This is a genomic window from Verrucosispora sp. WMMA2044 (assembly GCF_027497155.1).
GTDB lineage: Bacteria > Actinomycetota > Actinomycetes > Mycobacteriales > Micromonosporaceae > Micromonospora > Micromonospora palythoicola.
The window spans coordinates 2,095,853-2,119,874 of record NZ_CP114913.1; the positions used below are offsets into that span (position 1 = coordinate 2,095,853).

Annotated in this window: 20 protein-coding genes and 2 pseudogenes; 12 read left to right on the forward strand and 10 right to left on the reverse strand. The window is 71.9% G+C overall.

Annotation, left to right across the window (positions count from 1 at the left end; all coding sequences use genetic code 11):
• The first annotated feature begins 23 nt into the window (after positions 1-23).
• The 7 genes from O3597_RS09400 to O3597_RS09430 all read left to right on the forward strand — a co-directional run bounded on the left by O3597_RS09400 (position 24) and on the right by O3597_RS09430 (position 7,848).
• Positions 24-2,846, forward strand: coding sequence for a Na+/H+ antiporter subunit A (locus O3597_RS09400; protein ID WP_281603863.1), 2,823 nt, complete (start codon positions 24-26; stop codon positions 2,844-2,846).
• Positions 2,843-3,313 carry a Na(+)/H(+) antiporter subunit C gene (locus tag O3597_RS09405; RefSeq protein WP_281603864.1) on the forward strand — a complete coding sequence of 157 codons (471 nt, stop codon included), beginning with the start codon at positions 2,843-2,845 and terminating at the stop codon, positions 3,311-3,313. The genes O3597_RS09400 and O3597_RS09405 overlap by 4 nt, the downstream gene beginning before the upstream one ends.
• The gene (locus O3597_RS09410) at positions 3,310-4,881 is read left to right on the forward strand and encodes a Na+/H+ antiporter subunit D (protein ID WP_281603865.1); all 1,572 of its coding nucleotides are present in this window, start codon (positions 3,310-3,312) and stop codon (positions 4,879-4,881) included. The genes O3597_RS09405 and O3597_RS09410 overlap by 4 nt, the downstream gene beginning before the upstream one ends.
• Positions 4,878-5,486 (forward strand): Na+/H+ antiporter subunit E, encoded by a 609-nt coding sequence (locus tag O3597_RS09415; RefSeq protein ID WP_281603866.1) that lies wholly within the window; start codon positions 4,878-4,880, stop codon positions 5,484-5,486. Before O3597_RS09410 ends, O3597_RS09415 begins: the two co-directional genes overlap by 4 nt.
• Positions 5,483-5,779 carry a monovalent cation/H+ antiporter complex subunit F gene (locus tag O3597_RS09420; protein WP_164449798.1) on the forward strand — a complete coding sequence of 99 codons (297 nt, stop codon included), beginning with the start codon at positions 5,483-5,485 and terminating at the stop codon, positions 5,777-5,779. The genes O3597_RS09415 and O3597_RS09420 overlap by 4 nt, the downstream gene beginning before the upstream one ends.
• A complete protein-coding gene (gene mnhG, locus O3597_RS09425; protein WP_281603867.1) occupies positions 5,776-6,153 on the forward strand; it encodes a monovalent cation/H(+) antiporter subunit G in 378 nt (125 codons plus the stop codon). Before O3597_RS09420 ends, mnhG begins: the two co-directional genes overlap by 4 nt.
• Positions 6,154-6,648: 495 nt before the next feature.
• Positions 6,649-7,848 (forward strand): RtcB family protein, encoded by a 1,200-nt coding sequence (locus O3597_RS09430; RefSeq protein WP_281603868.1) that lies wholly within the window; start codon positions 6,649-6,651, stop codon positions 7,846-7,848.
• Here O3597_RS09430 and O3597_RS09435 read toward each other — a convergent pair.
• Positions 7,838-8,839, reverse strand: a complete 1,002-nt coding sequence (locus tag O3597_RS09435; RefSeq protein WP_281603869.1) for a hypothetical protein — start codon at positions 8,837-8,839, stop codon at positions 7,838-7,840. The two genes, O3597_RS09430 and O3597_RS09435, sit on opposite strands and share 11 nt — an antisense overlap.
• Positions 8,840-9,049: 210 nt before the next feature.
• Here O3597_RS09435 and O3597_RS09440 point away from each other — a divergent pair, with 210 nt between their 5' ends.
• A complete protein-coding gene (locus tag O3597_RS09440; RefSeq protein WP_281603870.1) occupies positions 9,050-10,360 on the forward strand; it encodes an MFS transporter in 1,311 nt (436 codons plus the stop codon).
• Here O3597_RS09440 and O3597_RS09445 read toward each other — a convergent pair.
• Positions 10,255-11,103 (reverse strand): alpha/beta hydrolase-fold protein, encoded by an 849-nt coding sequence (locus O3597_RS09445; RefSeq protein ID WP_281603871.1) that lies wholly within the window; start codon positions 11,101-11,103, stop codon positions 10,255-10,257. The two genes, O3597_RS09440 and O3597_RS09445, sit on opposite strands and share 106 nt — an antisense overlap.
• A gap of 9 nt (positions 11,104-11,112) precedes the next feature.
• Positions 11,113-11,730 carry a TetR family transcriptional regulator gene (locus O3597_RS09450; RefSeq protein ID WP_281603872.1) on the reverse strand — a complete coding sequence of 206 codons (618 nt, stop codon included), beginning with the start codon at positions 11,728-11,730 and terminating at the stop codon, positions 11,113-11,115.
• A gap of 80 nt (positions 11,731-11,810) precedes the next feature.
• Here O3597_RS09450 and O3597_RS09455 point away from each other — a divergent pair, with 80 nt between their 5' ends.
• On the forward strand, positions 11,811-12,968 hold the full coding sequence (locus O3597_RS09455; protein WP_281603873.1) for an FAD-dependent oxidoreductase: 1,158 nt from the start codon (positions 11,811-11,813) through the stop codon (positions 12,966-12,968).
• A 28-nt stretch (positions 12,969-12,996) separates the two neighbouring features.
• Here O3597_RS09455 and O3597_RS09460 read toward each other — a convergent pair whose 3' ends face one another.
• The 5 genes from O3597_RS09460 to O3597_RS09480 form a co-directional block, all read right to left on the reverse strand.
• Positions 12,997-13,827: an NPP1 family protein gene (locus O3597_RS09460; RefSeq protein ID WP_164449805.1), complete on the reverse strand. Its 831-nt coding sequence runs from the start codon at positions 13,825-13,827 to the stop codon at positions 12,997-12,999.
• Between the two features lie 209 nt (positions 13,828-14,036).
• Positions 14,037-14,924, reverse strand: a complete 888-nt coding sequence (locus O3597_RS09465) for a Gmad2 immunoglobulin-like domain-containing protein (protein WP_281603874.1) — start codon at positions 14,922-14,924, stop codon at positions 14,037-14,039.
• A complete protein-coding gene (locus O3597_RS09470) occupies positions 14,921-16,402 on the reverse strand; it encodes a HAMP domain-containing sensor histidine kinase (protein WP_164449806.1) in 1,482 nt (493 codons plus the stop codon). Before O3597_RS09470 ends, O3597_RS09465 begins: the two co-directional genes overlap by 4 nt.
• Positions 16,403-16,415: 13 nt before the next feature.
• Complete coding sequence (locus O3597_RS09475) at positions 16,416-17,096, reverse strand: response regulator transcription factor (protein WP_164449807.1); 681 nt, start codon at positions 17,094-17,096, stop codon at positions 16,416-16,418.
• Positions 17,097-17,194: 98 nt separating this feature from the next.
• Positions 17,195-17,773, reverse strand: a complete 579-nt coding sequence (locus O3597_RS09480; protein ID WP_281603875.1) for a hypothetical protein — start codon at positions 17,771-17,773, stop codon at positions 17,195-17,197.
• Between the two features lie 229 nt (positions 17,774-18,002).
• On the opposite strand from O3597_RS09480, the gene O3597_RS09485 reads away from it, so the two are divergent.
• Both O3597_RS09485 and O3597_RS09490 read left to right on the forward strand, forming a co-directional pair.
• The gene (locus O3597_RS09485) at positions 18,003-19,184 is read left to right on the forward strand and encodes a snapalysin family zinc-dependent metalloprotease (protein ID WP_281603876.1); all 1,182 of its coding nucleotides are present in this window, start codon (positions 18,003-18,005) and stop codon (positions 19,182-19,184) included.
• Between the two features lie 130 nt (positions 19,185-19,314).
• Positions 19,315-20,358, forward strand: a complete 1,044-nt coding sequence (locus O3597_RS09490; RefSeq protein WP_281603877.1) for an SAM-dependent methyltransferase — start codon at positions 19,315-19,317, stop codon at positions 20,356-20,358.
• Between the two features lie 11 nt (positions 20,359-20,369).
• On the opposite strand, the pseudogene O3597_RS09495 reads toward O3597_RS09490, so the two are convergent.
• Positions 20,370-21,950: pseudogene (locus O3597_RS09495) on the reverse strand (sulfatase-like hydrolase/transferase); the annotation flags it as partial.
• A 293-nt stretch (positions 21,951-22,243) separates the two neighbouring features.
• A pseudogene (locus O3597_RS09500) lies at positions 22,244-22,945 on the reverse strand (CDP-alcohol phosphatidyltransferase family protein); the annotation flags it as partial.
• Between the two features lie 96 nt (positions 22,946-23,041).
• On the opposite strand from O3597_RS09500, the gene O3597_RS09505 reads away from it, so the two are divergent.
• Positions 23,042-24,022, forward strand: coding sequence for a zinc-binding alcohol dehydrogenase (locus O3597_RS09505; protein WP_281603879.1), 981 nt, complete (start codon positions 23,042-23,044; stop codon positions 24,020-24,022).

The following is a 24,022-nucleotide window of genomic DNA, read 5'->3' on the forward strand; positions in this document are numbered from 1 at the left end:
CTGATGATCTCTGGGGAGGGTGCGTGCTGGCACTGGTGGCGGTCCATGCGCTGACAGCCGTGATCGCCCCCGGTCTGGTGCGACTCTGGGGGCGCAACGCGCTCTACCTGGTGGCGCTGGCACCGGGCGCGACGCTGATCTGGGCGCTCACCCACACCACCGGCGTACGCGACGGTGTGCCGGTGGTCGAGACGGTGCCGTGGGTGCCGCAACTCGGGCTGGAACTCGCCCTCCGGATGGGCACGCTGTCCTGGCTGATGGTGGTCCTCGTCGGTGGGGTCGGCGCACTGGTGCTGGCCTACAGCGCCCGCTACTTCCGCACCGACGACCCCGGCCTCGGACGCTTCGCCGCCGTCTTCGTCGCCTTCGCCGGTGCGATGCTCGGCCTGGTGGTCTCCGACGACCTGCTGCTGCTCTACGTGTTCTGGGAACTGACCACCGTCTTCTCCTACCTGCTGATCGGCAGCGACCCGGCGAAGCGGGCCAGCCGGCGGGCCGCCATGCAGGCCCTGCTGGTGACGACGCTGGGCGGTCTGGCCATGCTCGCCGGGTTCGTCATGCTCGGCCGGCACGCCGGCAGTTTCCGCTGGTCCGAGATCGCCGGGAACCTGCCCGGTGGTGGCTACCTCACCGTCGCCGTGGTGCTGATCCTGCTCGGCGCCCTCAGCAAGTCGGCGATCTTCCCGTTCAGCTTCTGGCTGCCCGGTGCGATGGCGGCACCGACACCAGTCAGCGCGTACCTGCACGCCGCCGCCATGGTGAAAGGCGGCGTGTTCCTGGTCGCCCTGCTGGGGCCGGCGCTCGCCGAGGTCACCCCGTGGCGGCCGGTGCTGCTGACCGCCGGCCTGATCACCATGTTCCTCGGTGGGTGGACGGCGTTGCGCCAGGCCGACCTCAAGCTGCTGCTGGCCTACGGCACGGTCAGCCAGCTCGGCCTGCTGATGGTGATCCTCGGCGCCGGCACCCGCGACACCGCCCTGGCCGGTGCGGCGATGGTGCTCGCGCACGCGCTGTTCAAGGCCACTCTCTTCCTCACCGTCGGGATCATCGACCACGTCGCCGGCACCCGGGACCTGCGCGAACTGAGCGGGTTGGGTCGACGGGCGCCGGCGCTCGCCGTGGTCGCCGGACTCGCGGCGGCCTCGATGGCCGGCCTGCCGCCGATGGCCGGCTTCGTCGCGAAGGAAGCCGCCGTCGAGGCGCTGCTGCACGGCGGTGGGTCCGACCTGGTGGTGCTGGCCGGTGTGGTCCTCGGCTCGGCGCTGACCGTCGCGTACACGCTGCGGTTCCTCTGGGGAGCCTTCGCCGGTAAGCCGGGCGTCACGCCCGCCGAGGTGACGGCCGTGTCCTGGCCCTTCCTCGGCCCGGCGGCGGCGCTGGCCGTCGCCGGGGTCGCGGCCGGACTGCTCGCCCCGGCGGTGGACCGCCTGCTCGCCCCGTACGCCGACCGTTTTCCCGGTGCCGAGTCGGGCTACCACCTGGCGCTCTGGCACGGGCTGACCCCGGCGCTGGGGCTGTCGGTGCTGGCGGTGGCCGGCGGTGCCGCGCTGTTCCACCTGCTGCGCCGGGAACGGGTGCGGGCCACACTGCGGCTTCCCTTCGACAGCGCGACCGGCTACACGCGGGTCGTCGGTGCCGTCGACCGGCTGGCGGTGGAGCTGACCGGTGCCACCCAGCGTGGATCGTTGCCGTTCTACCTCGGCGTCATCCTGGTGGTGCTGGTGCTGCTACCCGGTGGGGCGCTGCTGATCGGGGCGCCCTGGCCGCGGCGGTTCCACGTCTGGGACACCCCCCTGCAGGGGGTTGCCGCCGCCGTGGTGATCGTGTCGGCGGTGCTGGCGGCCCGGGCTCTGCGCCGACTCACCGCGATGATCCTGGTCGGCGTCGCCGGCTACGGCACCGCGCTGCTGTTCATCCTGCACGGTGCCCCCGACCTGGCGCTCACCCAGTTCCTGGTGGAGACCGTCACCATCGTCATGTTCGTGCTGGTGCTGCGCCGTCTGCCGATCACGTTCTCGGAGCGGCCGATCCGGTCCAGCCGGCGTGGTCGCGTCGCGATCGGGATCGCGGTGGGCGCGGTCACCGCCGGCATGGCGTACGTCGCCACGGGCTCCCGTCAGGCCGTCCCGATCTCCGTCGGATTTCCCGACGAGGCGGTGTCGTACGGCGGCGGCAAGAACATCGTCAACGTGGCCCTGGTCGACATCCGAGCCTGGGACACGATGGGTGAGATCGCCGTGCTGGTGGTGGCCGCCACCGGCGTGGCCAGCCTGATCTTCCGGCGTTCGGGTGACCTGCACCGACGCGCCGAGATTCCCGGTGGCGGCCGGGCCGAGTCGACCTGGCCGCGTTGGCTGACCACCGGTGCCACCACCCGCGCCCGGTCGGTGGTCCTCCAGGTGGTGACCCGGCTGCTGTTCCACGCCATCGTGCTCTTCTCCATCTACCTGCTGTTCAGCGGCCACAACGCCCCGGGTGGCGGCTTCGCCGCCGGCCTGGTGGCCGGTCTCGCGCTGGCCGTTCGTTACCTGGCCGGCGGGCGTACCGAACTCAACGGCGCGGCACCCGTCGACGCCGGTGTGGTGCTCGGCGCCGGGCTGTTCGTCGCCGTCGGCACCGGGGTGGGCGCGATGCTGCTCGGCGGCGAGTTCCTGCAGAGCGCGGTCCTCGACTTCCACCTGCCGGTGCTGGGGCACGTCCACTTCGTCACGTCGGTCTTCTTCGACGTCGGCGTCTACCTGATCGTCGTCGGTCTGGTGCTGGACATCCTGCGCAGTCTCGGCGCGGAGATGGACCGGCAGAGTGAGACCGAGGATGCCGAGATCCGGGAAAGGGAGCTGGTGTGACCCCCAACCTCACCTACGTGATCGTGGTCGGCGTGCTCGTCGCCGCCGGGGTGACACTGCTGCTGGAACGCAGCCTCACCCGGGTGCTGATGGGGGTCATCCTGCTCGGCAACGGCGTCAACCTGCTGCTGCTGACCGGCGGGCGGGCCGGTGGCGCGCCGATCGTCGGCACCACCGAGCCGGAGCAGATGAGCGATCCGCTGCCCCAGGCGATGATCCTCACCGCCATCGTCATCACCCTCGGCATGACCGCGTTCCTGCTCGCGCTGGCGTACCGCAGTTGGCATCTCAACGGGCACGACGAGGTGCAGGACGACGTCGAGGACCGTCGGATCATGGATCTCGCGATCCGCGACGAGGATCCGGGCACCGCCGACACCGAGGGCGGCACCGACGACGGCGACGGCGAGCCGACCGGCGACCCCCGGCCGGTCGCCAACATGGTGGAGGCGGGTCGGGCCGGATGACGTACCTCGTTCCGCTGCCGGTGGTGATGCCGCTGCTCGGCGCGGCACTGACGCTGCTGCTGCTCGGCCGGCCGCAGGCCCAGCGATGGGTCAGCCTCACCGTGCTCACCGCCACCGTGGCGGTGTCCGCCACGCTGCTGGTGCAGTCCAGCCTGCACGGTCCGCTGGTGGTGGAGGTCGGCGGCTGGGTCGCCCCGTTGGGCATCGTGCTGGTCGCCGACCAGTTGGCCGCACTGATGCTCGTGGTCTCGGCGGCGGTGACGCTCTGCGTGCTGGTGTACTCGATCGGGCAGGGTATGGCCGACGGCCACGAGGAGACGCCCCTGTCGGTCTACCACCCGACCTACCTGGTGCTGACCGCCGGTGTCTGCAACGCGTTCCTCTCCGGCGACCTGTTCAACCTCTACGTCGGTTTCGAGATCCTGCTGGTCGCCAGCTACGTCCTGCTGACCCTGGGCAGTACGGAGAACCGGATCCGCGCCGGCACCACCTACGTGGTGGTGAGCCTGCTCTCCTCGGTGATCTTCCTGATCGCGATCGGTCTGGTCTACGCCGCGACCGGCACGCTCAACCTCGCCCAACTCGTCGACCGGCTGGACACCCTGCCGGACGACCTGCGCCTGGTGTTGCAGGGCATGCTGCTGTTGGCCTTCGGGATCAAGGCGGCGGTCTTCCCGCTGTCCGCCTGGCTGCCCGACAGCTATCCGACGGCGCCGGCCCCGGTCACCGCGGTCTTCGCCGGCCTGCTCACCAAGGTCGGTGTGTACGCGATCATCCGTACCGAGACGTTGCTGTTCCCCGGCGGACGCACGGCCACGCTGCTGCTGGTGACGGCGGTGCTGACCATGGTGGTCGGGATCCTCGGCGCGGTGGCCCAGTCGGACATCAAACGGCTGCTGTCGTTCACGCTGATCAGCCACATCGGCTACATGCTCTTCGGGGTGGGCCTCACCTCGTCGCTCGGCCTGTCCGCGGCGATCTTCTACGTGGTGCACCACATCACCATCCAGACCACCCTCTTCCTCGCCGCCGGTCTGGTCGAGCGCCGGGGCGGCAGCACCGCCCTGGACCGGCTCGGCGGCCTGGCGCGGCTGTCTCCGCTGCTCGCCGTGCTGTTCTTCGTGCCCGCACTGAACCTCGCCGGCATACCGCCGTTCTCCGGGTTCCTCGGCAAGCTCGGCCTGATCCAGGCGGGTGTCGACGACGGCGGTGCGCTGGCCTGGATCCTGGTGGCCGGCGGCCTGGTCACCAGCCTGCTCACCCTCTACGCCATCGCCCGCGTGTGGAACCTGGCCTTCTGGCGGACGCCGCACGCGGACATGCCGGCCGACGACGACGCCGCAGAGGCGGCCCGCACCGAGGGCGCGATGGAGCCCGACCGGAGCGGCGGGCGGTCGGGAGCGGTGCTGCCCGGCTTGATGATCGCGCCGACGCTCGCGCTGGTGGTGCTCGGGCTGGCGTTGACCGTGGTCGCCGGTCCACTGTTCGACCTCAGCACCGACGCCGCCGACGACCTGTTGCGGCGGACCCCGTACGTCGATGCCGTCTTCCCGGGAGGTGCGCCGTGAGGTCCGATCCGCCGACGGAGCCGACCGACCCGGCACGTCCGCCGCTGAGCCGTACGGCCCGGCGACGCAACCAGGTCGTCGCGGTGACCGCGTTGGTCGCCGTCTGGGTGCTGCTCTGGGGCACCTTGTCCTGGGCCAACATCATCGGTGGCCTGGTGGTGGCCGCCGTCCTGCTGGCCGTCTTCCCGCTGCCGCCGGTGACCTTCGCCGGCCGCGTCCGTCCGTTGCCGCTGCTCCGCTTCTGGCTGCACTTCCTGCGCGACCTCGTGGTGGCTTCCGCGCAGGTCGCCTGGCTGGCGGTGCGGGTCGGCCCCACCCCGCGGAGCGCGATCATCGCGGCGCGGCTGCGGGTCAACACCGACCTCAACCTCACGCTCACCGCCGAGGCGTTGTCGCTGCTGCCGGGCAGCCTGATCCTGGAGGCCGACCGGCGGACCGGCACGCTCTACATCCACGTGCTGGGCGTGACCAGCCGGGACGAGGTCGAACGGTTCCGCCGAGGCGTGCTGGAACTGGAGGCCCGCATCATCGAGGCCATCGGTTCACCCGAGGAGTTGCGCCGCGTCCGGGAGACCCCGGCCGACCGGGAAGGGGTACCCGCATGAGCGCGGTCGCCGTGATCGTCACCGTGCTGCTCGCCGCGGCCGGCGGGCTCACCCTCACCAGGATCATCCGTGGGCCGTCGATCCTCGACCGGGCCGTGGCCACCGACGTGCTGCTGGCCGTCATCGTCGCGGCGATCGCCACGGAGGCCGCCTACAGCCGGGACGCCACCGCGCTGCCGGTGCTCGTCGTCCTCGCCGTGCTCGGCTTCGTCGGCTCGGTGAGCGTCGCCCGGTTCGCCGCCCGACGCAACGACACGTCCACCTCGGCCACGTCGGACGGGAGCCGCAGATGAGCCTGGACGTGGCGTTCGACGTCGCGGCGTCGATCTGTCTGATCGCCGGGGCGTTGCTCAGCCTGGCCGCCGGGATCGCGTTGGTGCGCTTTCCCGACCTGCTCACCCGGATGCACGCCGCGGCCAAACCGCAGGTGCTGGGGCTGCTGCTGGTGCTGGTCGGCTGCGCGTTGCGGCTGCGTACCGGGGTGGACATCACCACGCTGGTGCTGGTCGGTGCCTTCTCCCTCGCCACGGCCCCGGTCGCGGCGCACATGGTCGGTCGGGCCGCGTACCCGCACGAGGACATCCGCACCGACCTGCTGGTCACCGACGAACTCGCCGCCCACCTGGACCGTGTCGCCGAGGAGCGGGAGCACTCGGCAGCGGCCTGACCAGTCCCTCGACGGCCGGCAGTCTCGCCCTTCGCACAACTGCGCCGGCCGGGACGGCGTCGGTTGTCCTGACCAATATCCATTGCGGGCGCGGCGAATCCTCCCTAGCCTTTCCGGCATCAGGTCGATCACGACGGGAGCCGGAAGGAGTATGCCGTGCGAGAACTGAACCGCAGCCAGGTCGGTCGTTGTTCGTGGTGCCCCGCCGTCGCGCTCGCCGGCAGATCCGCCCTCCTGACGACCAGCAGGTAGTCCCGGCGCTCGGCACGTCGCCGCAGGGCAGACCCTGACCGGCACGGATTCGCCGACGATTCCGCGACCGCCCCAACCGATCCGGGGCTGCCTCCGGCATCTCTCACACCAACCCGCCACCCGCGCCCCGCGCGGCCGTGGATCATGCAGTTGTGGTCACTCCAGACCGGGACAAAAGCCGCATTCCATCGACCACAGCTGCATGATCGGCGGGCTTCGCCGCAGAACCAGGAGAACGTCACCATGGGTTTCAGCCTGCTCGCGGGAACGCGGGCGCCGGTGCGGGTGTGGACCGACCCGTACGCCATCGAGCCGCAGGCCGCGCGGCAGCTGCGCAACATCGGCGCGCTGCCGTGGGTGCACGGCGTGGCGGTCATGCCCGACGTGCACTTCGGTAAGGGTGCCACGGTCGGCTCGGTCATCGCGATGCGGCAGGCGGTCTCACCGGCGGCCGTCGGAGTCGACATCGGCTGCGGCATGTCGGCGGTGCGTACCTCGCTGACCGCCGCCGACCTGCCCGACGACCTCGCCGGGCTGCGTCGGGCGGTCGAGGAGGCCATCCCGGTCGGCTTCGCCCAGCGCGACGAGCCGGTGGACCCGCGCCGGGTACGGGGGCTGGAACAGCGCGGCTGGGACGACTTCTGGCGGCGCTTCACCGACCTCGACCGGCGGGTGGCACAGCTGGAGACGCGGGCGAAGCGGCAGCTGGGCACCCTCGGTGGCGGCAACCACTTCATCGAGGTCTGCCTGGAACAGGGTGGCCTCGACGCCGGCCGGGTCTGGCTGATGCTGCACTCCGGATCCCGCAACATCGGTAAGGAACTGGCCGAGCGGCACATCGCGGTGGCCCGTCGGCTGCCCCACAACGCCGACCTGCCCGACCGGGACCTGGCGGTGTTCCTCGCCGGCACCACCGAGATGGACGCCTACCGCCGGGACCTGTGGTGGGCGCAGGAGTACGCGCGGCGCAACCGCGCCGTCATGCTCGCTGTCCTGATGAACCTGATCCGGGACCGGTTCCCGCAGGTCAGCTACGACGAACCGATCAGCTGCCACCACAACTACGTGGCGGAGGAGACCTATGAGGGGGTGGACGTGTTGGTGACGCGCAAGGGTGCCATCCGGGCCGGCCTCGGTGACCCGGGCATCATCCCCGGTTCGATGGGCACCGGCTCGTACATCGTCCGTGGCTCGGGCAACGACTGGAGCTACCGCTCGGCCTCGCACGGGGCGGGCCGGCGGATGTCCCGGGCCCAGGCGAAGCGGACGTACAGCACCGCGGACCTGGCGGCGCAGACGTCGGGCGTGGAGTGCCGCAAGGATGCCGGGGTGGTCGACGAGATCCCCGGCGCCTACAAGGACATCAACGAGGTGATGGCGCAGCAGGAGGACCTGGTCGAGGTGGTCGCCCACCTCAAGCAGGTGATCTGCGTCAAGGGCTGAGGTGCGGTCGGCGCCCGTCGGGGGGCGGGCGCCGGCCGTACCCGTCGTCCGCCGCCGAGATCTCCGCGTGCCAGTCCGGAGCGTGCGCCTCGGCGAGCCGGTGCCACGTGGCCGGGCCGCCCCTCAGGGGCCAGGCGCGGCTGGTGCCGTAACCGGTGCCGACGCCGCCCAGCTCGCGGGCGAAACGGCGGTGCGTGGCGGCGAGGGCGTCCGCCGCGCCGGGCGTGCCGGCGGCCACCTGGTGTCGGACGGCCTCGGTGGTCGTCGCGTAGCGGCGCACGGCGGTGTCCGTGTCGGCATCGACCTGGCGCTGGCTCACCGAGGAGAGTCTGAGCAGCGGCGGCGGTCCGTCCTCGGCGAGCGCGGCGGCCAGCCGATCGTGACCGTCCAGCACGACGTGGCAGTCGAGGCCGCTGATCCACCAGAGCAGCACCGGCGGCAGGACGCCCTCCCGGAACTGCTTCCGATAGGCCTTGACCCGACTGTCGCCGGGGCCGGCCAGCGGGCGAAGCGGCAGGATCTGCCGGTGCCGGTCCCCACCGAACCAGTCGATCCAGCCCCGATGCTGCGGCAGTGGAACGGGCATCCGCCGCTGGGATGTCCCGGAGTCCGGCTGCGCGGGCTCGCCGGCGATGACCCAGCGACCGGCATGCAACGGGCCGTCGCCGGTCCCGGTCAGCGCGGTAGCGAAGTGATGAGCCCACCGAGCCAGCCCGGCACCGCCCGCGTCGGCGGTGCCGACGGCCGCCGCCCGGGCCGCGCTTGTCGGCGGCACCGGCGAGCGGTGATGGCCCGTCGCGACGTACGCGACGCCGAAGTGGTCGTCAGCCACGCTGGCCAGCAGCAGGACGGCGTCGCCGCGCCGTAGCACGAGCAGGCCGCCCCCGGCTGCCTCCACCCGCAGGGCGGGGCGCGTCGGCTCTCCGACGTCGAGAACCAGCGCCTCCCACGCCCCCGCCGCGCTCGACGCGGGCAGATTCGACCTACGCACCACGGGCATCGTCCCGGCCACCGACCCATGCTCCCTCACCGTGGGCGCCGGCCGCCCACCGATTACCCCCCCCAGGGCGCGCCCCTCACCGTGAACCGCACGGGACGACCGCCGAAAACGGTTTGACGGCCCCAATATTCTGATCCTCCGTGCCTTCGGCAGACCGTGAGTCGCGAGGGGGCCCTGCCCTCTCGACACTCAGGAGCCGCAATGCGCCGGGCACCCACCGTCACCGTTCTCCTCGGCACCGTCGTACTGGACATGCTCGGGCTCGGCCTGATCGTGCCGATCGTGCCGGCCCTGATGACGTCGGTCACCGAGGACATCGCCGCCGCTGTCTTCTGGTCCGGCCTGCTCGGCTCGGTCTACGGGCTGCTCCAGTTCTTGGCCGCGCCGCTGCTCGGGAGGCTGTCCGACCGCTACGGCCGCCGTCCGGTCCTGCTCGTGTCGCTCACCTGCCTCGGCGTCGACTGGTTGGCCCACGCGGCGTCGCCCAGCCCGTGGACCCTGCTGGCGTTCCATGCTGTCGCTGGTGCCTGCGCGGGCACGTACACAGTGGTCAACGCCTATCTCGCCGACGTCACGGAACCCGGGGCGCGGGCGCAGGCGTACGGGCTGGTCGGCGCCGCGTTCGGGCTCGGCTTCGTCGCCGGTCCGCTCCTCGGTGGCCTGCTCGGCGCGGTCGACGTACGCCTGCCGTTCGTCGTCGCCGCCGCGCTCTGCTTCGCCAACGTCGCCTACGGCTGGTTCGTCCTGCCGGAGTCGCGTCCCGGTGACCCGAGCACCCCATTGACCCTGCGGCTGGCGAACCCGGTCGGTGCCATCGCCGCCGTCCTGCGCCGACCGGTGATCGGCCGCCTCGCCCGCGCCCGATTCTGCGCCGACGTCGCCCGGATGACGCACCAGTCGACCTGGACGTTCTTCCTCACCCACCAGTTCACCTTCGGCACCACTCAGATCGGCGTCGTGCTGGCCGTCTGCGCGCTAGCCGGCGCGCTCTACCAGGCCCGGGCCGTGGGACCGCTGGTGCGGCGTCTCGGCGACAAGCGCGCCGCGGTGCTCGGCAGCCTCCTCGGTGTCACCTCGCTCTGCGGTACGGCGTTCGTGTCGGTGCCGTGGCTGCTCTATCTCCTGTGCGCGGTCGGCGTGCTCGGCTCGCTCGCGGGTGCCGCCGCACAGTCATGGATCTCCCGTGCTGTTCGGTCCGCCGAACAGGGCGCCGTGCAGGGCGCGCTGACCGGCATCGGTGCCGTCGCGGAAACCGTCGTGCCGATCACGGCCGGAGTGGCGTTCGGCTGGTCGCTGACGTACGCGTCGCCGGGCTTGGTTTATCTTGGCGCGGCCGTCTTCGCGGCCGGGGCGGCGCTGCTGCTGGCCGCGACGCCCGACGTCCCGCACGGGCGGCGAAGTGGATGTCAGGTGATGGTCGACCGCCACAGCCACCGCAGCGCGTCGGGCAGGAGGACGCCGCCGTGGTTGGGGTTGTGGCCACCGTCGCCGAGCACGAGCCGGAAGTCGTAGCCGGCCTCGGCCAGGGCGGCCGCGACCCGCAGGTTGTGGGAGAGCCAGTTGCGGCGCGGCTCGTTCCAGTGCAGATCCCGATGACCGGCCTGCATGAAGATGCGTAGGGGTTTGCGGGCTTCGTTGGCGATGAGTTGCGGGTACGGATTCCCGCCGGGCATCTGGGCGAAGCTGGACAGGCAGCACAGCACCCGCCGGAACCTGTCCGGGCGTAGCCAGGCGGCGGTGAACGCGGCGTTGCCGCCGCTGCTGCCGCCACAGATGGCCCATCGGTCCGGGTCGTCGGCGATCGAGTAGCGTTCCGTGACCTGCGGGATGATCTCGGTCAGCAGGAAGGTGACGAGGCGGTCGTCGAACGCGTCGTACTCGACGTTGCGGTTCTTCGGCTGCTCGGCATCGACGAGGACGCCAGGTTCGACGAACAGGCCGACGGTGACCGGGATGTCGCCGCGATGGATGAGATTGTCCAGGACGATCGCGCCACGGACCTCGCCAGCCGGATCCAGGTACCACTGCCCGTCGAGGAACACGATCAGCGAAGCCGGCCGCGAGGGGTCGTACCGGTCCGGCAGATGGATCCAGAACTTCCGTGACGTGCCCGGATAGACGGTGCTTTCATCCCAGCCGAACTCGATGGTCTGACCTCTCGGCGTGCCCGGCTGTTGGTGGGAGTCGGGGCCGTGGTGGTAGCGGACGTCCGACTGATCGATGGCGAGGGAACGGAACGGCACCTCAACGGTCACCCGGCGACGCTACGAGCCGTCGTCACGTCGGGCAACGGCATTCACCGTCGTTGCGGCTGTCAGGGCGGTGATGGCGCGGCGGACGCGGGTGGGCGCCGCCGGGTTCTCTCCGTCGGTGAGGGCGACGTGGTGCAGCGCCCCGACCACCGCCACCGCCAGCGCGTCGGTGTCGGCGGCGGCGGGTAGTCGTCCGATGTGCCGCTCGGCGGTCAGGTAGCCGGCGACGGTGCGTTCGAGGGCCGGCAGCGCGGCGTTTCCGCTGCCCAGTACCGCTTCGACGGCCTGCGTCAGGGTCGGCCGGTGGGCGAAGAGTCGGGTGACGGCCAGCAGCGTGATCATCGGGGTGGCGAGCAGCGTCTCGCCGAGGTTCGCGTCGACGGTGCCGGTGCCGGCGCGTTCGCCGAGCCCGGCCGCGGTGGCGGCGATCTGGAAGCTCCGGTCGACCGCGTAACCGGTCAGGAAGTCGTCGAAGCTGGCGAAGTGGGCGAACAGCAAGCCGGTGGCGACGCCGCCCTCCCGGGTCACGGCCCGGCTGGTGAGCTGACTGGGCCCCGCTGCCGCGATCAGGCGTTCCGCGGCGGCGAAGAGGTGCTGCCGGGGTTCGGTGATGGCGACTCCGCGTGGCATGCCGGCAGTCTACGCACCCTTGCGCTCGGATGAGCACACGCTCATCATGTTTGAGCAGATGCTCATACTAGGGGGTCCGAATGAAGCGAACCGTGATCGTCGGTGCGGGCATCGCCGGTCTCGCCACCGCCCTGCGCCTGGCGCGCGACGGTTGGCAGCCGATCGTCGTGGAACGTGCGCCGGCCCGGCGCAGTGGCGGTTACCTGGTGAACCTGCTGGGTCGGGGCTACGACGCCGCCGAGCGACTCGACCTGGTTCCCGCCCTCGCCGAGCGCGCGCTGGGCCTGTTCACCACCGTGCTGGTCCGGGCGGACGGTCGGCCGAAGCTCACGGTGCCCTCGGTCGTCGCGGAGGCCGCACTGGGTCCCCGCGCCATGACGGTGTTCCGGGGCGATCTGGAGGGCGTGCTGTACGACGCGGTCCGCGACCGGGTCGAGATCCGCTTCGGCACCACCGTCGATGCCGTCAACCAGGACGCCGACCGGGTGGCGATCACCCTCAGCGACGGCACCACCGAGGAGGCCGATCTGCTCGTCGGCGCCGACGGCGTGCACTCCGCGACTCGGACGACACTGTTCGGTGCCGGTCATCGGGTCGACCTGCCGTACGTGGTGGCGGCCTTTCCGCTCGCCCGCCCGCCCGAGGGCGTGCCCGCCTCGTCCGCCACCACGTTCATCGGTCCGGGACGTACGGCGGCGCTCGTCAACCTGGGTCCGGGGCGCTCCTCGGCCTTTGCCACCTACCGTTGCGCGGACCCGGACCGGGAGTTGGCGCGCGGGCCGGTGCCCGCGTTACGCGCCGCCTTCGCCGACCTGGCCGGCGGCGTTCCCGAGGCGCTGCGTGACCTGGAGGCCGATCCGGCCGTCGCCTACTTCGACCGGGTCAGCCAGGTGAAGGTGCCGCAGTGGAGCGTCGGTCGGGCGGTTCTGCTCGGTGACGCGGCCTGGTGCGTCAGCCTCTTCGCCGGGCACGGCGCGGCCCTGGCGCTCGCCGGTGCCGACCGGCTCGGCGCCGCCCTGACCCGGCACGGCGACGACATCCGGTCGGCGTTGACGCAGTGGGAAGCCGGCCTGCGCGCCGAGGTCGCCAAGCGGCAGGCGCTCGCCCGCCGTGGCATGTACCAGTACGCACCGCCGAGTGGCCTGCACGTCTGGCTGAACGAGGTCGCGATTCGGGCGGTCACCCTGCCCGGCATCCGTGGCCTCGTCCGTCGCGGCATCGAACGCCAGAACCGGTGACCGCGTGGCCGACCCGGCGTGCGGTGGGTCAGCCGTACGGGTCGAAGGGGATCCCGGCGGGCTTGGCGGCGGCGAGCAGGTACTCGAACGAGCCATCTTTGATCTTGATGGTGGCGGCGCCGAAGTCGGCGTCCATCAGCCGGGTGCGCAGCTCGGTGCTGGGCCAGCCGTTCCAGTCGACCACCGGTGGGTAGTGCCAGACGTGGTAGTGGTTCTCCGGCGGCTCGTCGTTGTTGTTGGCGAGCCGGAAGAAATGCGTCGACGCGCCGTCCTTGTGGTAGACGACCTTCGGATGGGTGCCGTCGAACCGCACCTGCGAGCGCGGGTAGGTGCGCCGGCTGCTGTGTTGGGTGGTGCTCACGTACTCGACCCGGTTGGCTGCCTGGTCGACCCAGGAGATGACGTGCTCCCAGTCGTGCCGATGGCCGCCGAGGCCGCTGCCATGCACGGCCTGGTCCTTCTCGAAGTAGCTGGCGTAGACGATCGCGCACCAGCCGTTGTTGCACTTGGCGCGGGCGTACGTCTGCGACATGTCCAGATCGGAGCGGTCCCGGCAGCTGCCGTTGATCGCCCCGGTGGTCTTCAGCCCGCCGTTGATCGTGCCGTCCGGGCTGATCGCCGACACGGCGTAGCAGCCGTCGGTGTCGTAGTCGTAGGCGGGCGAGAACGACGACTCGTAACCGCCGGCGTTGTGCGGCAGGTTGGGCAGTGAGTTCGCGTGTGCCGGTGCCGCCGGGACCAGGATGCCGAGCGCGGCCAGCCCGGCGACGAGCCGGGCCAGCCAGCGCCGGTCGGACCCCGGCGGCTGGCCGGTGGTGGATGTCGGTGGGGGAGATGACGGCGATGACACGGGATCCATTCGTCGCCTTCCTGGGCCGGAGCGCTTGTCGGGGCGCCGATGCGTGAGCATCTATATCTCACGTTGGTAGGAGGCCGGTCAACGCTTAACGCGAGGCGGATTCATTAACGGTCGGTGGGGCCGGACGCGCCGGCGTCACCGAGCCGCTGTCAACGCGGCCATCCGGCCAGCCGCGCGTCGATCCGGGACGAGCCCCGGGGCGGAACGGTCTACCGGGCGGCGGCCAGGGTCACCGGCACCGCGACCACCTTCGTGCGGGAACCGTCGTCGGCGGACACCTCGTACACCTCGATCGTGCCGGCCTGGGCGGCCGGCAGCCGGTATCGCACGGCGACCCGGTAGGCGCCCCGGCAGCCGGTGCCGCAGGTGGCGGTGGTGAAGGCGGTGGCGAGCTGGCGGCCGGCGGCGTCGAGCACCCGGACGCTGACGGTTCCCTCGAACACGTCGGCGCTGCCGGTGACGGTGACCGGGCTGTTCACCCGGTCGCCGATGACCGGTCCGGTGACCACGATCGGTGGCAGCAGGTCGGTGTGGGCGGCGCGGCCGGCTGGCGCGGCGGTGCCGAAGTCGACCTGTCGCACGGTGGGGAACTGGGTGAGGGTGTAGACCACCTGCGCCTCGCGTAGCCGGGCGGTGACCGGGTCGGCCACGGCGGCCAGCCGGACGCTGGCGACGCCGTCGGCGATCCGGCTCACCTCGGCGCCGTCGGGCAGCAGGGTGACCAGGCCGGCGTCGGCCTCGCGTCGGGTCGGCCCCGCGGCCAACTCGGCCAGGGCCAGTCGGGAGGTGGCCACGGTGGCGGGTCGGGTGCGTCGGGTCGGAACGAGCCGCCCGTCCCGGACGTACCACAGCTCCAGGGTGAGGGTCGCCGGCCGGGCGACTCCGGTGGTGCCGGTGGTGCCGGCGCGCGGCGTGGCTGGTGCGGAGGTGTCGGTGGGCGGCGACGCGATGCTGGCGGACGGGCCGACGCTGGTGGGGGCGGGCGCGGTCGGCGCGGTGGCGGTCGGCGCGGGGCCGAGCGAGCCGGACCGCGCCGGCGCGCACCCGGCGACCAGCAGCACCAGGGCGACAAGCGTCACGAGTCGGCGGCGGCTCATCCGGTGCCGCCGGTCGGCTCCTGTCCGAGCGTGCCGGACAGTTCCGAAGGCGCCCGCGCGGAGCCGGTGCGCTCCGCCGTCGGTACGCGGGGCAGGTCGAGCCGGAAGCGGGTGCCGACGCCGGGGGTGCTGTGCACGGTCAACCGGCCGCCGAGCAGTCGGGCGTTCTCCAGGGCAATGGCCAGACCGAGCCCGCTGCCTCCGCCGGAGCGGGCCGGGTCGACCTTGTGGAAGCGGTCGAACAGGCGGGGCAGGTGCTCGGCGGGGATGCCCGGCCCCTGGTCGTCGACGTCGACGTGCACCCGGTCTCCAGCGCGGGCCGTCCGGACCCGGACCGCACCGGTGCCGTGCTGCACCGCGTTGGCGATCAGGTTGCCCAGCACCCGCTCCAGTCGGCGCGGGTCGGTGCGCAGCCACAGTGGGCCGCCGTCGACTGTCACTCGATCAGACCAGCCGCGCGCGGCCACGATCCGGCGCACCAGGACCGGCGCGTCCACGTCGGTCACGCTCACCGCCTCCCGCCCGGCGTCCAGCCGGGAGATCTCCATCAGGTCCTCCACCAGCCGGCGCAGCCGGACCACGTCGGTGACCAGCAGCTCACCGGCGCGCCGGGCGTCGCCGGGCAGTTGGTCGAGGTGGTCGCGCAGCAGCGAGGCCGCCCCCACCAGCGCGGTCACCGGGGTACGAAGTTCGTGCGCCACGTCGGCGGTGAACCGCCGCTCCCGTTCCTGCGCGCGGTGCAGGGCGGCGATCTTCGCCTCCAGCGCCTCGGCCATCTCGTTGAACGACGCGGCCCACCCGCTGAACTCGTCCCGCCCGGCCACCGGCAGCCGGGTGGCGAGCAGACCCTCGGTGATGGCCCGCGCGGCCCGGCTGGCCCGCCCCACCGGTTCCAGGGTGCGCCGGGCGAGGGTGTGCCCGACCGTGGCGGCCAGCAACACCACGAGCACCCAGCCGGCGCCGAGCGCGTTGCGGAGCTGCTCCAGCCCGGCGGCGAGGTCCCGCTCGTCGGTGATGACGTACAACTCGGCGGTCGAGCCGGGAATCCGCCCGCCCACCACGAGCAGCCGGGTCGGTTCGAAGCTGCGCTGGTAGCCGAGTTGCCCGGCCGCGACGGTGCTGCGCAGCCGCTCGGTCAGCGGCGGCGCGTACGCCGGGTCCGAGGGCCAGGTGTCCCCGGCGATCAGCACCACGTGCCGGCCGCTGCCCTCGAAGCTGGTCAACAGTTCGGTGCGGCGCTGCTCGGTCAGCGGCAGGAACTGCCCGGCGAGCACCAGCCGGTACCGGGCGTCGGCCGCGGCGGCGTGCAGCGACGCGTCGTAGCGGGCCTGCCGCAGCAGCAGGTACGACCCACCGGCGAGCACCCCGGCGGAGATCCCGGCGACCAGCACGAACGCGATGGTCAGCCGGCGGCGCAACCGGCCGGGGCGGACCGTCTGCCGGTCCGCTGGCGTCCGCGGTGGCGGCTTGCTGCCCATCGCCGTCGCCCGCTCACCCGGCGACGAGCTTGTATCCGGCGCCGCGTACCGTGCGGATCAGCCGAGGGTTGCCCGGGTCGGCCTCGACCTTGGCGCGCAGCCGCTGCACCGCCACGTCGACGAGCCGGCTGTCGCCGAGGTAGCTGTGGTTCCACACGCGGTCCAGCAGCAGCTCCCGGGTGAACACCTGTCCGGGTCGGCGGGCCAGCTCCAGCAGCAGCCGGAACTCGGTCGTGGTCAGCGGCAGCTCGGCACCGTCCCGGCGGGCCACGAACGCGCCGGGGTCGATCTCCAGGTCGCCGACCCGCAGCGGCCCGGGCTCGGGCGGCACCACCGCCCGGCGTAGCACCGAACGGACCCGGGCCACCAACTCGGGCAGGTCGAAGGGCTTGCGCAGGTAGTCGTCGGCGCCACATTCGAGGCCGACCACCACGTCGATGGTGTCGGTCCGGGCAGTGAGCATGAGGATCGGCACCGCACTGCTGCGTCGGATCTCCCGACACACCTCGAGGCCGTCGACGCCGGGCAGCATGACGTCCAGCACGATCAGATCGACGGTCCCGGCCCGCCAGGTGGCCAGAGCCTGCCGGCCATCCGCGGCGGTCGCCACCCGGAAACCGGCGCGGCGCAGCCCGAGGGCGATGACCTCCCGGATGGAGGCGTCGTCCTCGACCACCAGCACACGGCCGTCCATGATGCACCCAGGGTAGTCCCGGACGGTCGGCAGGTCGCTCGGCGTGACGGGCGACGACGGGGGGCCGGCCGGCGCCGGACCCCCGTCGCGGCGGTCGGTCATTCCTGCCACTGGTGTGCCACGTCGAGCACGATCCGGCTGTGGTCCCCGGGGCCGGTCAGCACGAACACCCGGAACGGCAGCCGGGCGCGGACGCCGACAGCGAAGGTGCTGTAGCCCTCGAAACTGCCGCCGAAGACCACGTCGCGCAGGGTCTGGTAGCGCAGCACGTTCGCCACGTGCTCGCCGGTCCGGTACGGCACCGTCGCGAGGTGCTCGTCGTCGTACGCCGGGGCGCGCAGCGAGACCCGCAGCAGCGCGTCACCGGCGGTGTACGGCGACAGCGCCAACCCTTCGCCCTCGGTGTACGTCTCGCCGTAGCCGACGGAGTAGCCGGTGACCGGGCCGTCGAACTCGAACACCACCCGGTCGTGACAGTCGTGCCGACCGGTTCGTACGTCGACGAGCGGCGCGGAGCTGAGCGCCCCGGCGGTCTTGTCGCCGCTGCCCCAGGTGATCCCGCAGTACGGTGAGCCGGTCGCCGCCTGCCTGGCGGCGGTGGGTGCGGCTGTGGCGGTCGCGGCGATCAGCGTGGCGAGCGCCACGACCAGCGTGGTGACGGTCCTTCTGATCCTCATTTTCTGCTCCCTTCCGGCCCGCCGATTCCTGAGACGTGCGGGCTCGACCTGGTGAAGTCCCACCGTCGCGTCGCTACGCCACGGCAGTTTCGCCGTGGCGTAACGCGCGGGTAACAGCGGTGGGCGGTATGACGCTTTCGCGATGACTACCAGCGAAGGGCGGCCATTAATATTCACGCACATCGATAGCGGCGTGTCGGCGCGCCGCTCAGTCCGCAGGGAGTGCGTGATGATCCGACGACAACTGCTGCGCGCGGCCACCGCCGCGCTGGCGGCGGTGCTGGCGGCGACGGGGCTTCAGGTGGCCACCGCCGCCGGCGCCTCGGCGGCCCGGACCGTCTACTACGACGCCAGCCGGGCCGGCGAGTTCCGGACCAACTTCGACCAGGCCGCGCAGATCTGGAACAGCCGGGTCAGCAACGTGCGGCTGGTGCCCGGCACGCCCGCGAGCGTCACCATCTACGTTGACAGCGGCTGGCCCCGGGCGCAGGTCACCGGGCTCGGCTCCGGACGCATCTGGATGGGCTGGCAGGCGGTCGACCAGGGCTACCACCGCACCCGGATCGCCACCCACGAGTTCGGTCACATCCTCGGTCTGCCCGACCGGCGCACCGGGCTCTGCTCCGATCTCATGTCCGGCAGCAGCGCGCCGGTGTCCTGCACCAACGCCTACCCCAGTGCCGCCGAGGCGAGCCGGGTCAACCAGCTCTTCGCCGGCAGCAGGAGCGCGTCGGCCGCCGGCAGCTACACCTGGACCGAGGACACCGGAGTCGGGATCCTCGTGGTCAACGGTCGCCCGGCCACCGAGAACTACCCGTGGCTGGTCTACACCTCCGGCTGCACCGGCACCCTGATCAAGTCCAACTGGATGGTCACCGCCAAGCACTGCCCGACCCCGTCGTCGGTGCGGGTGGGCAGCATCAACCGCACCAGCGGCGGCACTGTCGTCCGGGTCAGCCGGGCGGTCAACCACCCGAGCATCGACGTCAAGCTGTTCCAACTCGCCAGCTCGGTCAGCTACGCGCCCGCGCCGATCCCGACCAGCTCCGGTGCCGTCGGCACGGCCACCCGGATCATCGGCTGGGGCCAGACCTGCGCACCCCGGGGCTGCGGCTCCGCGCCTACCGTGGCACACGAGCTGGACACCTCGATCGTGGCCGACAGCCGGTGCAGCGGCATCAACGGCCCGTACGAGATCTGCACCAACAACACCAACGGCAACGCCGGCGCCTGCTACGGCGACTCCGGCGGCCCGCAGGTGCGCCGGATCAACGGCGTGTGGAACGTGATCGGCGCGACCAGTCGAGCCGGTAACAACAGCTCCACCTGCGCCACCGCCCCGTCCATCTACGGTGACCTGACCTCGATCCGCTCCTGGATCAACACCCAGGTCGGCGGCCTGCCCTCCTGACCCGCACCGCCGTGATCATGCAGGTGTGGTGCCCCACGAACGCCCGAAACGGGCTGATCCGGGTGCCACACCTGCATGATCGGCGAGGGTTGTGCGGGGAGCGCGGGGTGGGGTGGGATAGTGGGCGGTCGTGGCGAGATATGGGGTGTTGAGTCTGCCGTCGAGTAACCGGGTGTACTCGGGGGCGGCGGTGGAGTTGACCCGGGCGGAGCTGGAGATCTTCGGCGACGCGGTGCTCGGTGGGCGCGTCGGTGACGTGTCCACCGCGACGATCGGCGGAGCGCGCTACGTCACGTTCGAGGCCGTCGGTGGCCTGAGCGAGCGGGACGCCGCGCTGCTGGGCAACCTCTCCAGCGCGTACGCGATCTTCGAGTTCGTCGGCGACCTGCTGCGACCCGTGCCGTTGACCCGGCTGGACCGCTTCGACGACGACCTGCTCACCATCCAGAAGTACCCGGGCAAGACCAACGAGCAGTTCACCAAGCTGCTGCTCAACGTCACGCTGCTCGCCTCGGACGGGGCCGGCGAACTGCTGACCCGACGGTTCCGGGTGCTCGATCCGCTGTGCGGCCGGGGCACCACGCTCAACCAGGCGATGATGTACGGCTTCGACGCCGCCGGCCTGGACCGCGACAGCAAGGACTTCGAGGCGTACCAGACGTTCCTGAGCACCTGGCTGAAGCGCAAACGGATCAAGCACCGGGTGCTGGAGTCCGGGCCGATCCGTCGGGAGCGCAAGGTGGTCGGCCGGCGGCTACGGGTGGAGCTGGCCGCCTCGAAGGAGGCCCACAAGGCCGGCGACGTGCAGTGCGTGGACGTGGTCAACGCCGACACCACCCGGGTCGGTGAGTTCTTCCGCCCGGAGACCATCGACGTGGTGGTGGCCGACGCGCCGTACGGCGTGCAGCACGGCAGCCGTACCGCCGAGACCGGCCTGGCCCGCGACCCGCTCGCCCTGCTCACCGCCGCCGCGCCGGGCTGGGCACGAGTGCTGCGCCCCGGCGGCGCGCTGGGCATCTCGTGGAACACGAACGTCGCGCGGCGGGAGGAGGCCGCCGCCCGGCTGGCCGCGGCCGGCCTCACCGTCCTCGACACCGGCCCCTGGCGCACCCTGACCCACCGAGTCGACCAGGCCATAGTCCGCGACGTCCTGGTAGCCCAAAAACCCACCTGACCCCGGCGGGGTCAGCGGGGGTGGGCTTGGGGGCGGGATCCGGTGGAGGCGAAGGCGGTCAGGAAGCGGTCGCGGAACTCGTGCATCGGCCAGACCGGGGCGTTGGCGTCCGGAGTAAGGCCGTCCTGCCAGCCCCAGTCGTTGATCCGCTCGAACACGGCCGGGTCCTTCGCCACGATGTGGATCGGCACGTCGTGACTCGGGTTCTCGCCGGTGACGACGGGCGCGGGCTGGTGGTCGCCGACGAAGACCAGCACCGTGTCGTCGTCGCCGTAGCGCTCCACGTAGGAAATGAGCGTACGCAGCGTGTAGCTGATCGAGTGCCGGTAGCCGGTGCGGGCCTGCGCCGTCGGCGTGCCGATGATGCCCCGCCGGAACACCTCGCCGTCGTCGATGGTTTCCCAGTCGACAAGCGACGGCACCTTCGTCCAGGGGGAGTGGCTGGAGACCAGGGCCAGCTCGGCCATGACCGGACGGTCCTGCTGCCCGGCCAGCTCCCGCTGGTGGAACTGGTGGATGGCGAACTGGTCCGGCATCGGGGCGAAGGCGAACTTGGGGCCCTGGTAGCCCAGGTCGGGGCCGCTGTAGAACTGCTCGTAGCCGTAGAAGGCGCCCTCCGGCCAGGCCTGGTTGACCGCCGGCATCACCCCGACCGTACGCCAGGAGGCGCGCCGGAACGCGTCACCGAGGGTGAACCGATCGGTGGCGAGCAGGTTCCGGTAGCGCTGGTTGTTGTCCACCCACAGGCCGGAGAGCAGCGTGGCGTGTGCCAACCAGCTCGCACCGCCGATCGTCGGTGAGGTGAGGAAGCCGCTGCGGGTGCCGAACCCGGCCGTGGCCAGCCGGTCGGCGCTCTCGTCGAGCATCCGGGGGATGGAGGCGAACTCGGCGTCGGTTACCGCGTCGCGGCCGTAGCTCTCCACGAAGGCGATCACCACGTTCTTGCCGCGCAGCCCGGTGAGCAACTGGTCGCCGGGCACGTCCCGGAACGGGTCGACCCCCACCTCGTTGGCGAACGCCTGGCGGTCGTACAGCCGGTCCCGGACCTCGGCGGCGTGCTCCTGCACGAGGATCGTGGCGTTGGTGTCGGCCATCGGCATGGCGGGCACGATCCGGGCCCCGAAGGCGGCCAGCACCGCCCAGACCAGCACCAGCGTGGCGATCGCGCGCGTGCTGCCGGTGCGGTGTCGGGCCAGCAACCCGGACAGCCGCACCGCCGACAAGGCGGTCAGTACCGGTACGGACAGCAGAACCAACCCGACCCCGAGTGCGATGGCGATCGCGCCCGGTCGGCCGATCGACTCGGCCACGAAGGTGAACGCCTCGTCCAGCAGGGACCAGTCCAGCACCAGGTCGAACGGGCGGCCCAGTGACGAGTAGAAGCCGAGGTCGCCGACCTTCACCACGGCGACGAGCCCGAGCAGCCCACCGGCCAGCACGGCCACCACCCGGCGGGGCCGACCGGGCAGCGCGAGCAGCAGCGCGGCCAGCAACAGCCCCTCCAGCGGGATCCGCAGAAACGCGCCGGGTTCCAGCTGCCACGGCCGGTTGGGCAGGGTGAACGTGACAAGCACCAGCAGCGCGGCGAGCGCCGTGACCACCCGCGCGACGATCCGTCGGCGCAGGGTGACCGGCGCCGGCCGGGACGCGGCGTCATCCGCCCCGGTCCCGTGTGTGTGTTCGGGCGGGTCGGTGATGGCGCTCGGGTTCTGGTCGGCGTCGGGCGTGGATGCCGGATCGGCGATCGACAACTGGGTCTCCGGGCTCAGCGCAGCGACAGGACGGGGGCGGTGGACAGGTCGCGCTCGTCGGCCCGATCGGCCCGCCGGACGCCGATCGGCACCGTCGGCATGGTCGGAACCACCGGCACCACCACGGCCGGGACGGGCCGGACCTGCCGGTGGCGCCACAGCCAGCCGACGTCGCGGCCGAACGACTCGACCAGCAGCCCCAGCGCGACCACCAGCACGACAGTGGTCAGTACTCCGGGCAGCACCTGGGCGGCGGCGACCGCGAGCATGACTCCCTGGACCGCGGCGACCACCTTACGCCAGTACCGGTGCGGCAGCTGCGCGTTGACCCAGGGCAGCAGCCAACCGGCGACCAGGAACACGTACCGCATCAGGCCGATGGCGAGCACCCAGGCACCGACCGACGGCGCGACGTGCAGGCTCAGCATCAGCACCAGGAACGAGTCGACCTCCATGTCGAACCTGGCGCCGAGGGCGCTCGTCGTCCCGGTACGGCGGGCCACCTTGCCGTCGACCGCGTCGAGCGCCAACGCCACCGCCGTCATCGCCACCAGCAGTGCCACCGGGGCGGGGCGACCGTCGGTCAGCGCGTCGGCGATCAGCGCGGTCACCGCACCGACCAGCAGCCCACGGCCCATGGTCACCCAGTCGGCCGGTCCCAGTCGGTCCGAGCCCGCGTGACGGAGCCCACGCACGAGTGCCAGGTAGGTCACCGCCCCGTACGCCAGGCCCGCCAGCCAGCCCGCGACACCGAGACCGACCGTCGCGGCGAGCCCCGCCAGCAGGACGATCTGGACGATCAGCCCGATTTGCGGACCGGTTCGAACTGTGGACACCGTGCCTCCGTGTTTATGATCGACGACCCCCCGACAGGGAACTACGGAAAATACGACGGATCGGTTCGGTCTGGACGCAGGTAAGGAGAAAAACCGGTGACGCGTTCCGCCCTCGCCTTCTGGCTCCGGGCTCCCGGCGCGGGTGAGCTCCGTCCGGTGACGCTGCCGGAACCGAGCGCCGACGAGGTCCTGGTGCGTAGCCGGTACTCCGGGGTCAGCCGGGGCACCGAGACGTTGGTCTTCACCGGCGGCGTGCCGGCCAGCCAGTACGCCGCGATGCGTGCCCCGTTCCAGGAGGGTGACTTCCCGGCCCCGGTCAAGTACGGCTACCTCAGCATCGGCGAGGTCGAGCAGGGTCCGGCGCGCCTGCTCGGGCGTACGGTGTTCTGCCTGCACCCGCACCAGAGCGCGTACGTGGTGCCGGCGGAGGCGGTGACCGTCGTACCGGAAAACGTGCCGGCGGCCCGCGCGGTGCTGGCCGGCACGGTGGAAACCGCCGTCAACGCGTTGTGGGACGCCCCGCCCCTGGTCGGCGACCGGGTGACCGTGGTCGGCGGTGGCATGGTCGGCTGCGCGGTGACCGCCCTGTTGGCCCGCTTCCCGGGCGTACGGGTGGAACTGGTGGACACCGATCCGGCCCGCGCCGAGGTGGCTGCCGCGCTGGGCGTCGACTTCGCCACCCCCGAGACCGCCAGCGACGGCCGTGACCTGGTGGTGCACGCCAGCGCCAGCGCCGCCGGTCTGCAACGCGGCCTGGACCTGCTCGCACCGGAAGGCACCCTGCTCGAACTGAGCTGGTACGGCGACCGGCCGGTGCAGTTGTCCCTCGGTGGTGCGTTCCATTCTGGACGGCTGAGCATCCGCAGCAGCCAGGTCGGCATGGTGGCTCCGGCGCGACGTGGCAGTCGCAGCTACGCCGACCGGATGGCACTCGCCCTGGACCTGCTCGCCGATCCGAGGTTCGACGCGCTGATCACCGGCCGGTCGCCGTTCGCGGAACTGCCCGACGTGCTCGCCCGACTCAGCGGGGGCGACCTGCCCGCGCTGTGCCACCTCATCACCTACGACGGGGAGTGA

Excerpts from the sequence above, each read along its gene's own strand:
- O3597_RS09485 (WP_281603876.1), top strand. The coding sequence starts at position 18,003 with ATGATCCGACGACAACTGCTGCGCGCGGCCACCGCCGCGCTGGCGGCG.
- O3597_RS09470 (WP_164449806.1), bottom strand. The coding sequence starts at position 16,402 with ATGGGCAGCAAGCCGCCACCGCGGACGCCAGCGGACCGGCAGACGGTC.
- O3597_RS09420 (WP_164449798.1), top strand. The coding sequence starts at position 5,483 with ATGAGCGCGGTCGCCGTGATCGTCACCGTGCTGCTCGCCGCGGCCGGC.
- O3597_RS09480 (WP_281603875.1), bottom strand. The coding sequence starts at position 17,773 with ATGAGGATCAGAAGGACCGTCACCACGCTGGTCGTGGCGCTCGCCACG.
- O3597_RS09450 (WP_281603872.1), bottom strand. The coding sequence starts at position 11,730 with ATGCCACGCGGAGTCGCCATCACCGAACCCCGGCAGCACCTCTTCGCC.
- O3597_RS09455 (WP_281603873.1), top strand. The coding sequence starts at position 11,811 with ATGAAGCGAACCGTGATCGTCGGTGCGGGCATCGCCGGTCTCGCCACC.
- O3597_RS09475 (WP_164449807.1), bottom strand. The coding sequence starts at position 17,096 with ATGGACGGCCGTGTGCTGGTGGTCGAGGACGACGCCTCCATCCGGGAG.
- O3597_RS09440 (WP_281603870.1), top strand. The coding sequence starts at position 9,050 with ATGCGCCGGGCACCCACCGTCACCGTTCTCCTCGGCACCGTCGTACTG.
- O3597_RS09460 (WP_164449805.1), bottom strand. The coding sequence starts at position 13,827 with ATGGATCCCGTGTCATCGCCGTCATCTCCCCCACCGACATCCACCACC.
- O3597_RS09410 (WP_281603865.1), top strand. The coding sequence starts at position 3,310 with ATGACGTACCTCGTTCCGCTGCCGGTGGTGATGCCGCTGCTCGGCGCG.
- mnhG (WP_281603867.1), top strand. The coding sequence starts at position 5,776 with ATGAGCCTGGACGTGGCGTTCGACGTCGCGGCGTCGATCTGTCTGATC.
- O3597_RS09430 (WP_281603868.1), top strand. The coding sequence starts at position 6,649 with ATGGGTTTCAGCCTGCTCGCGGGAACGCGGGCGCCGGTGCGGGTGTGG.
- O3597_RS09465 (WP_281603874.1), bottom strand. The coding sequence starts at position 14,924 with ATGAGCCGCCGCCGACTCGTGACGCTTGTCGCCCTGGTGCTGCTGGTC.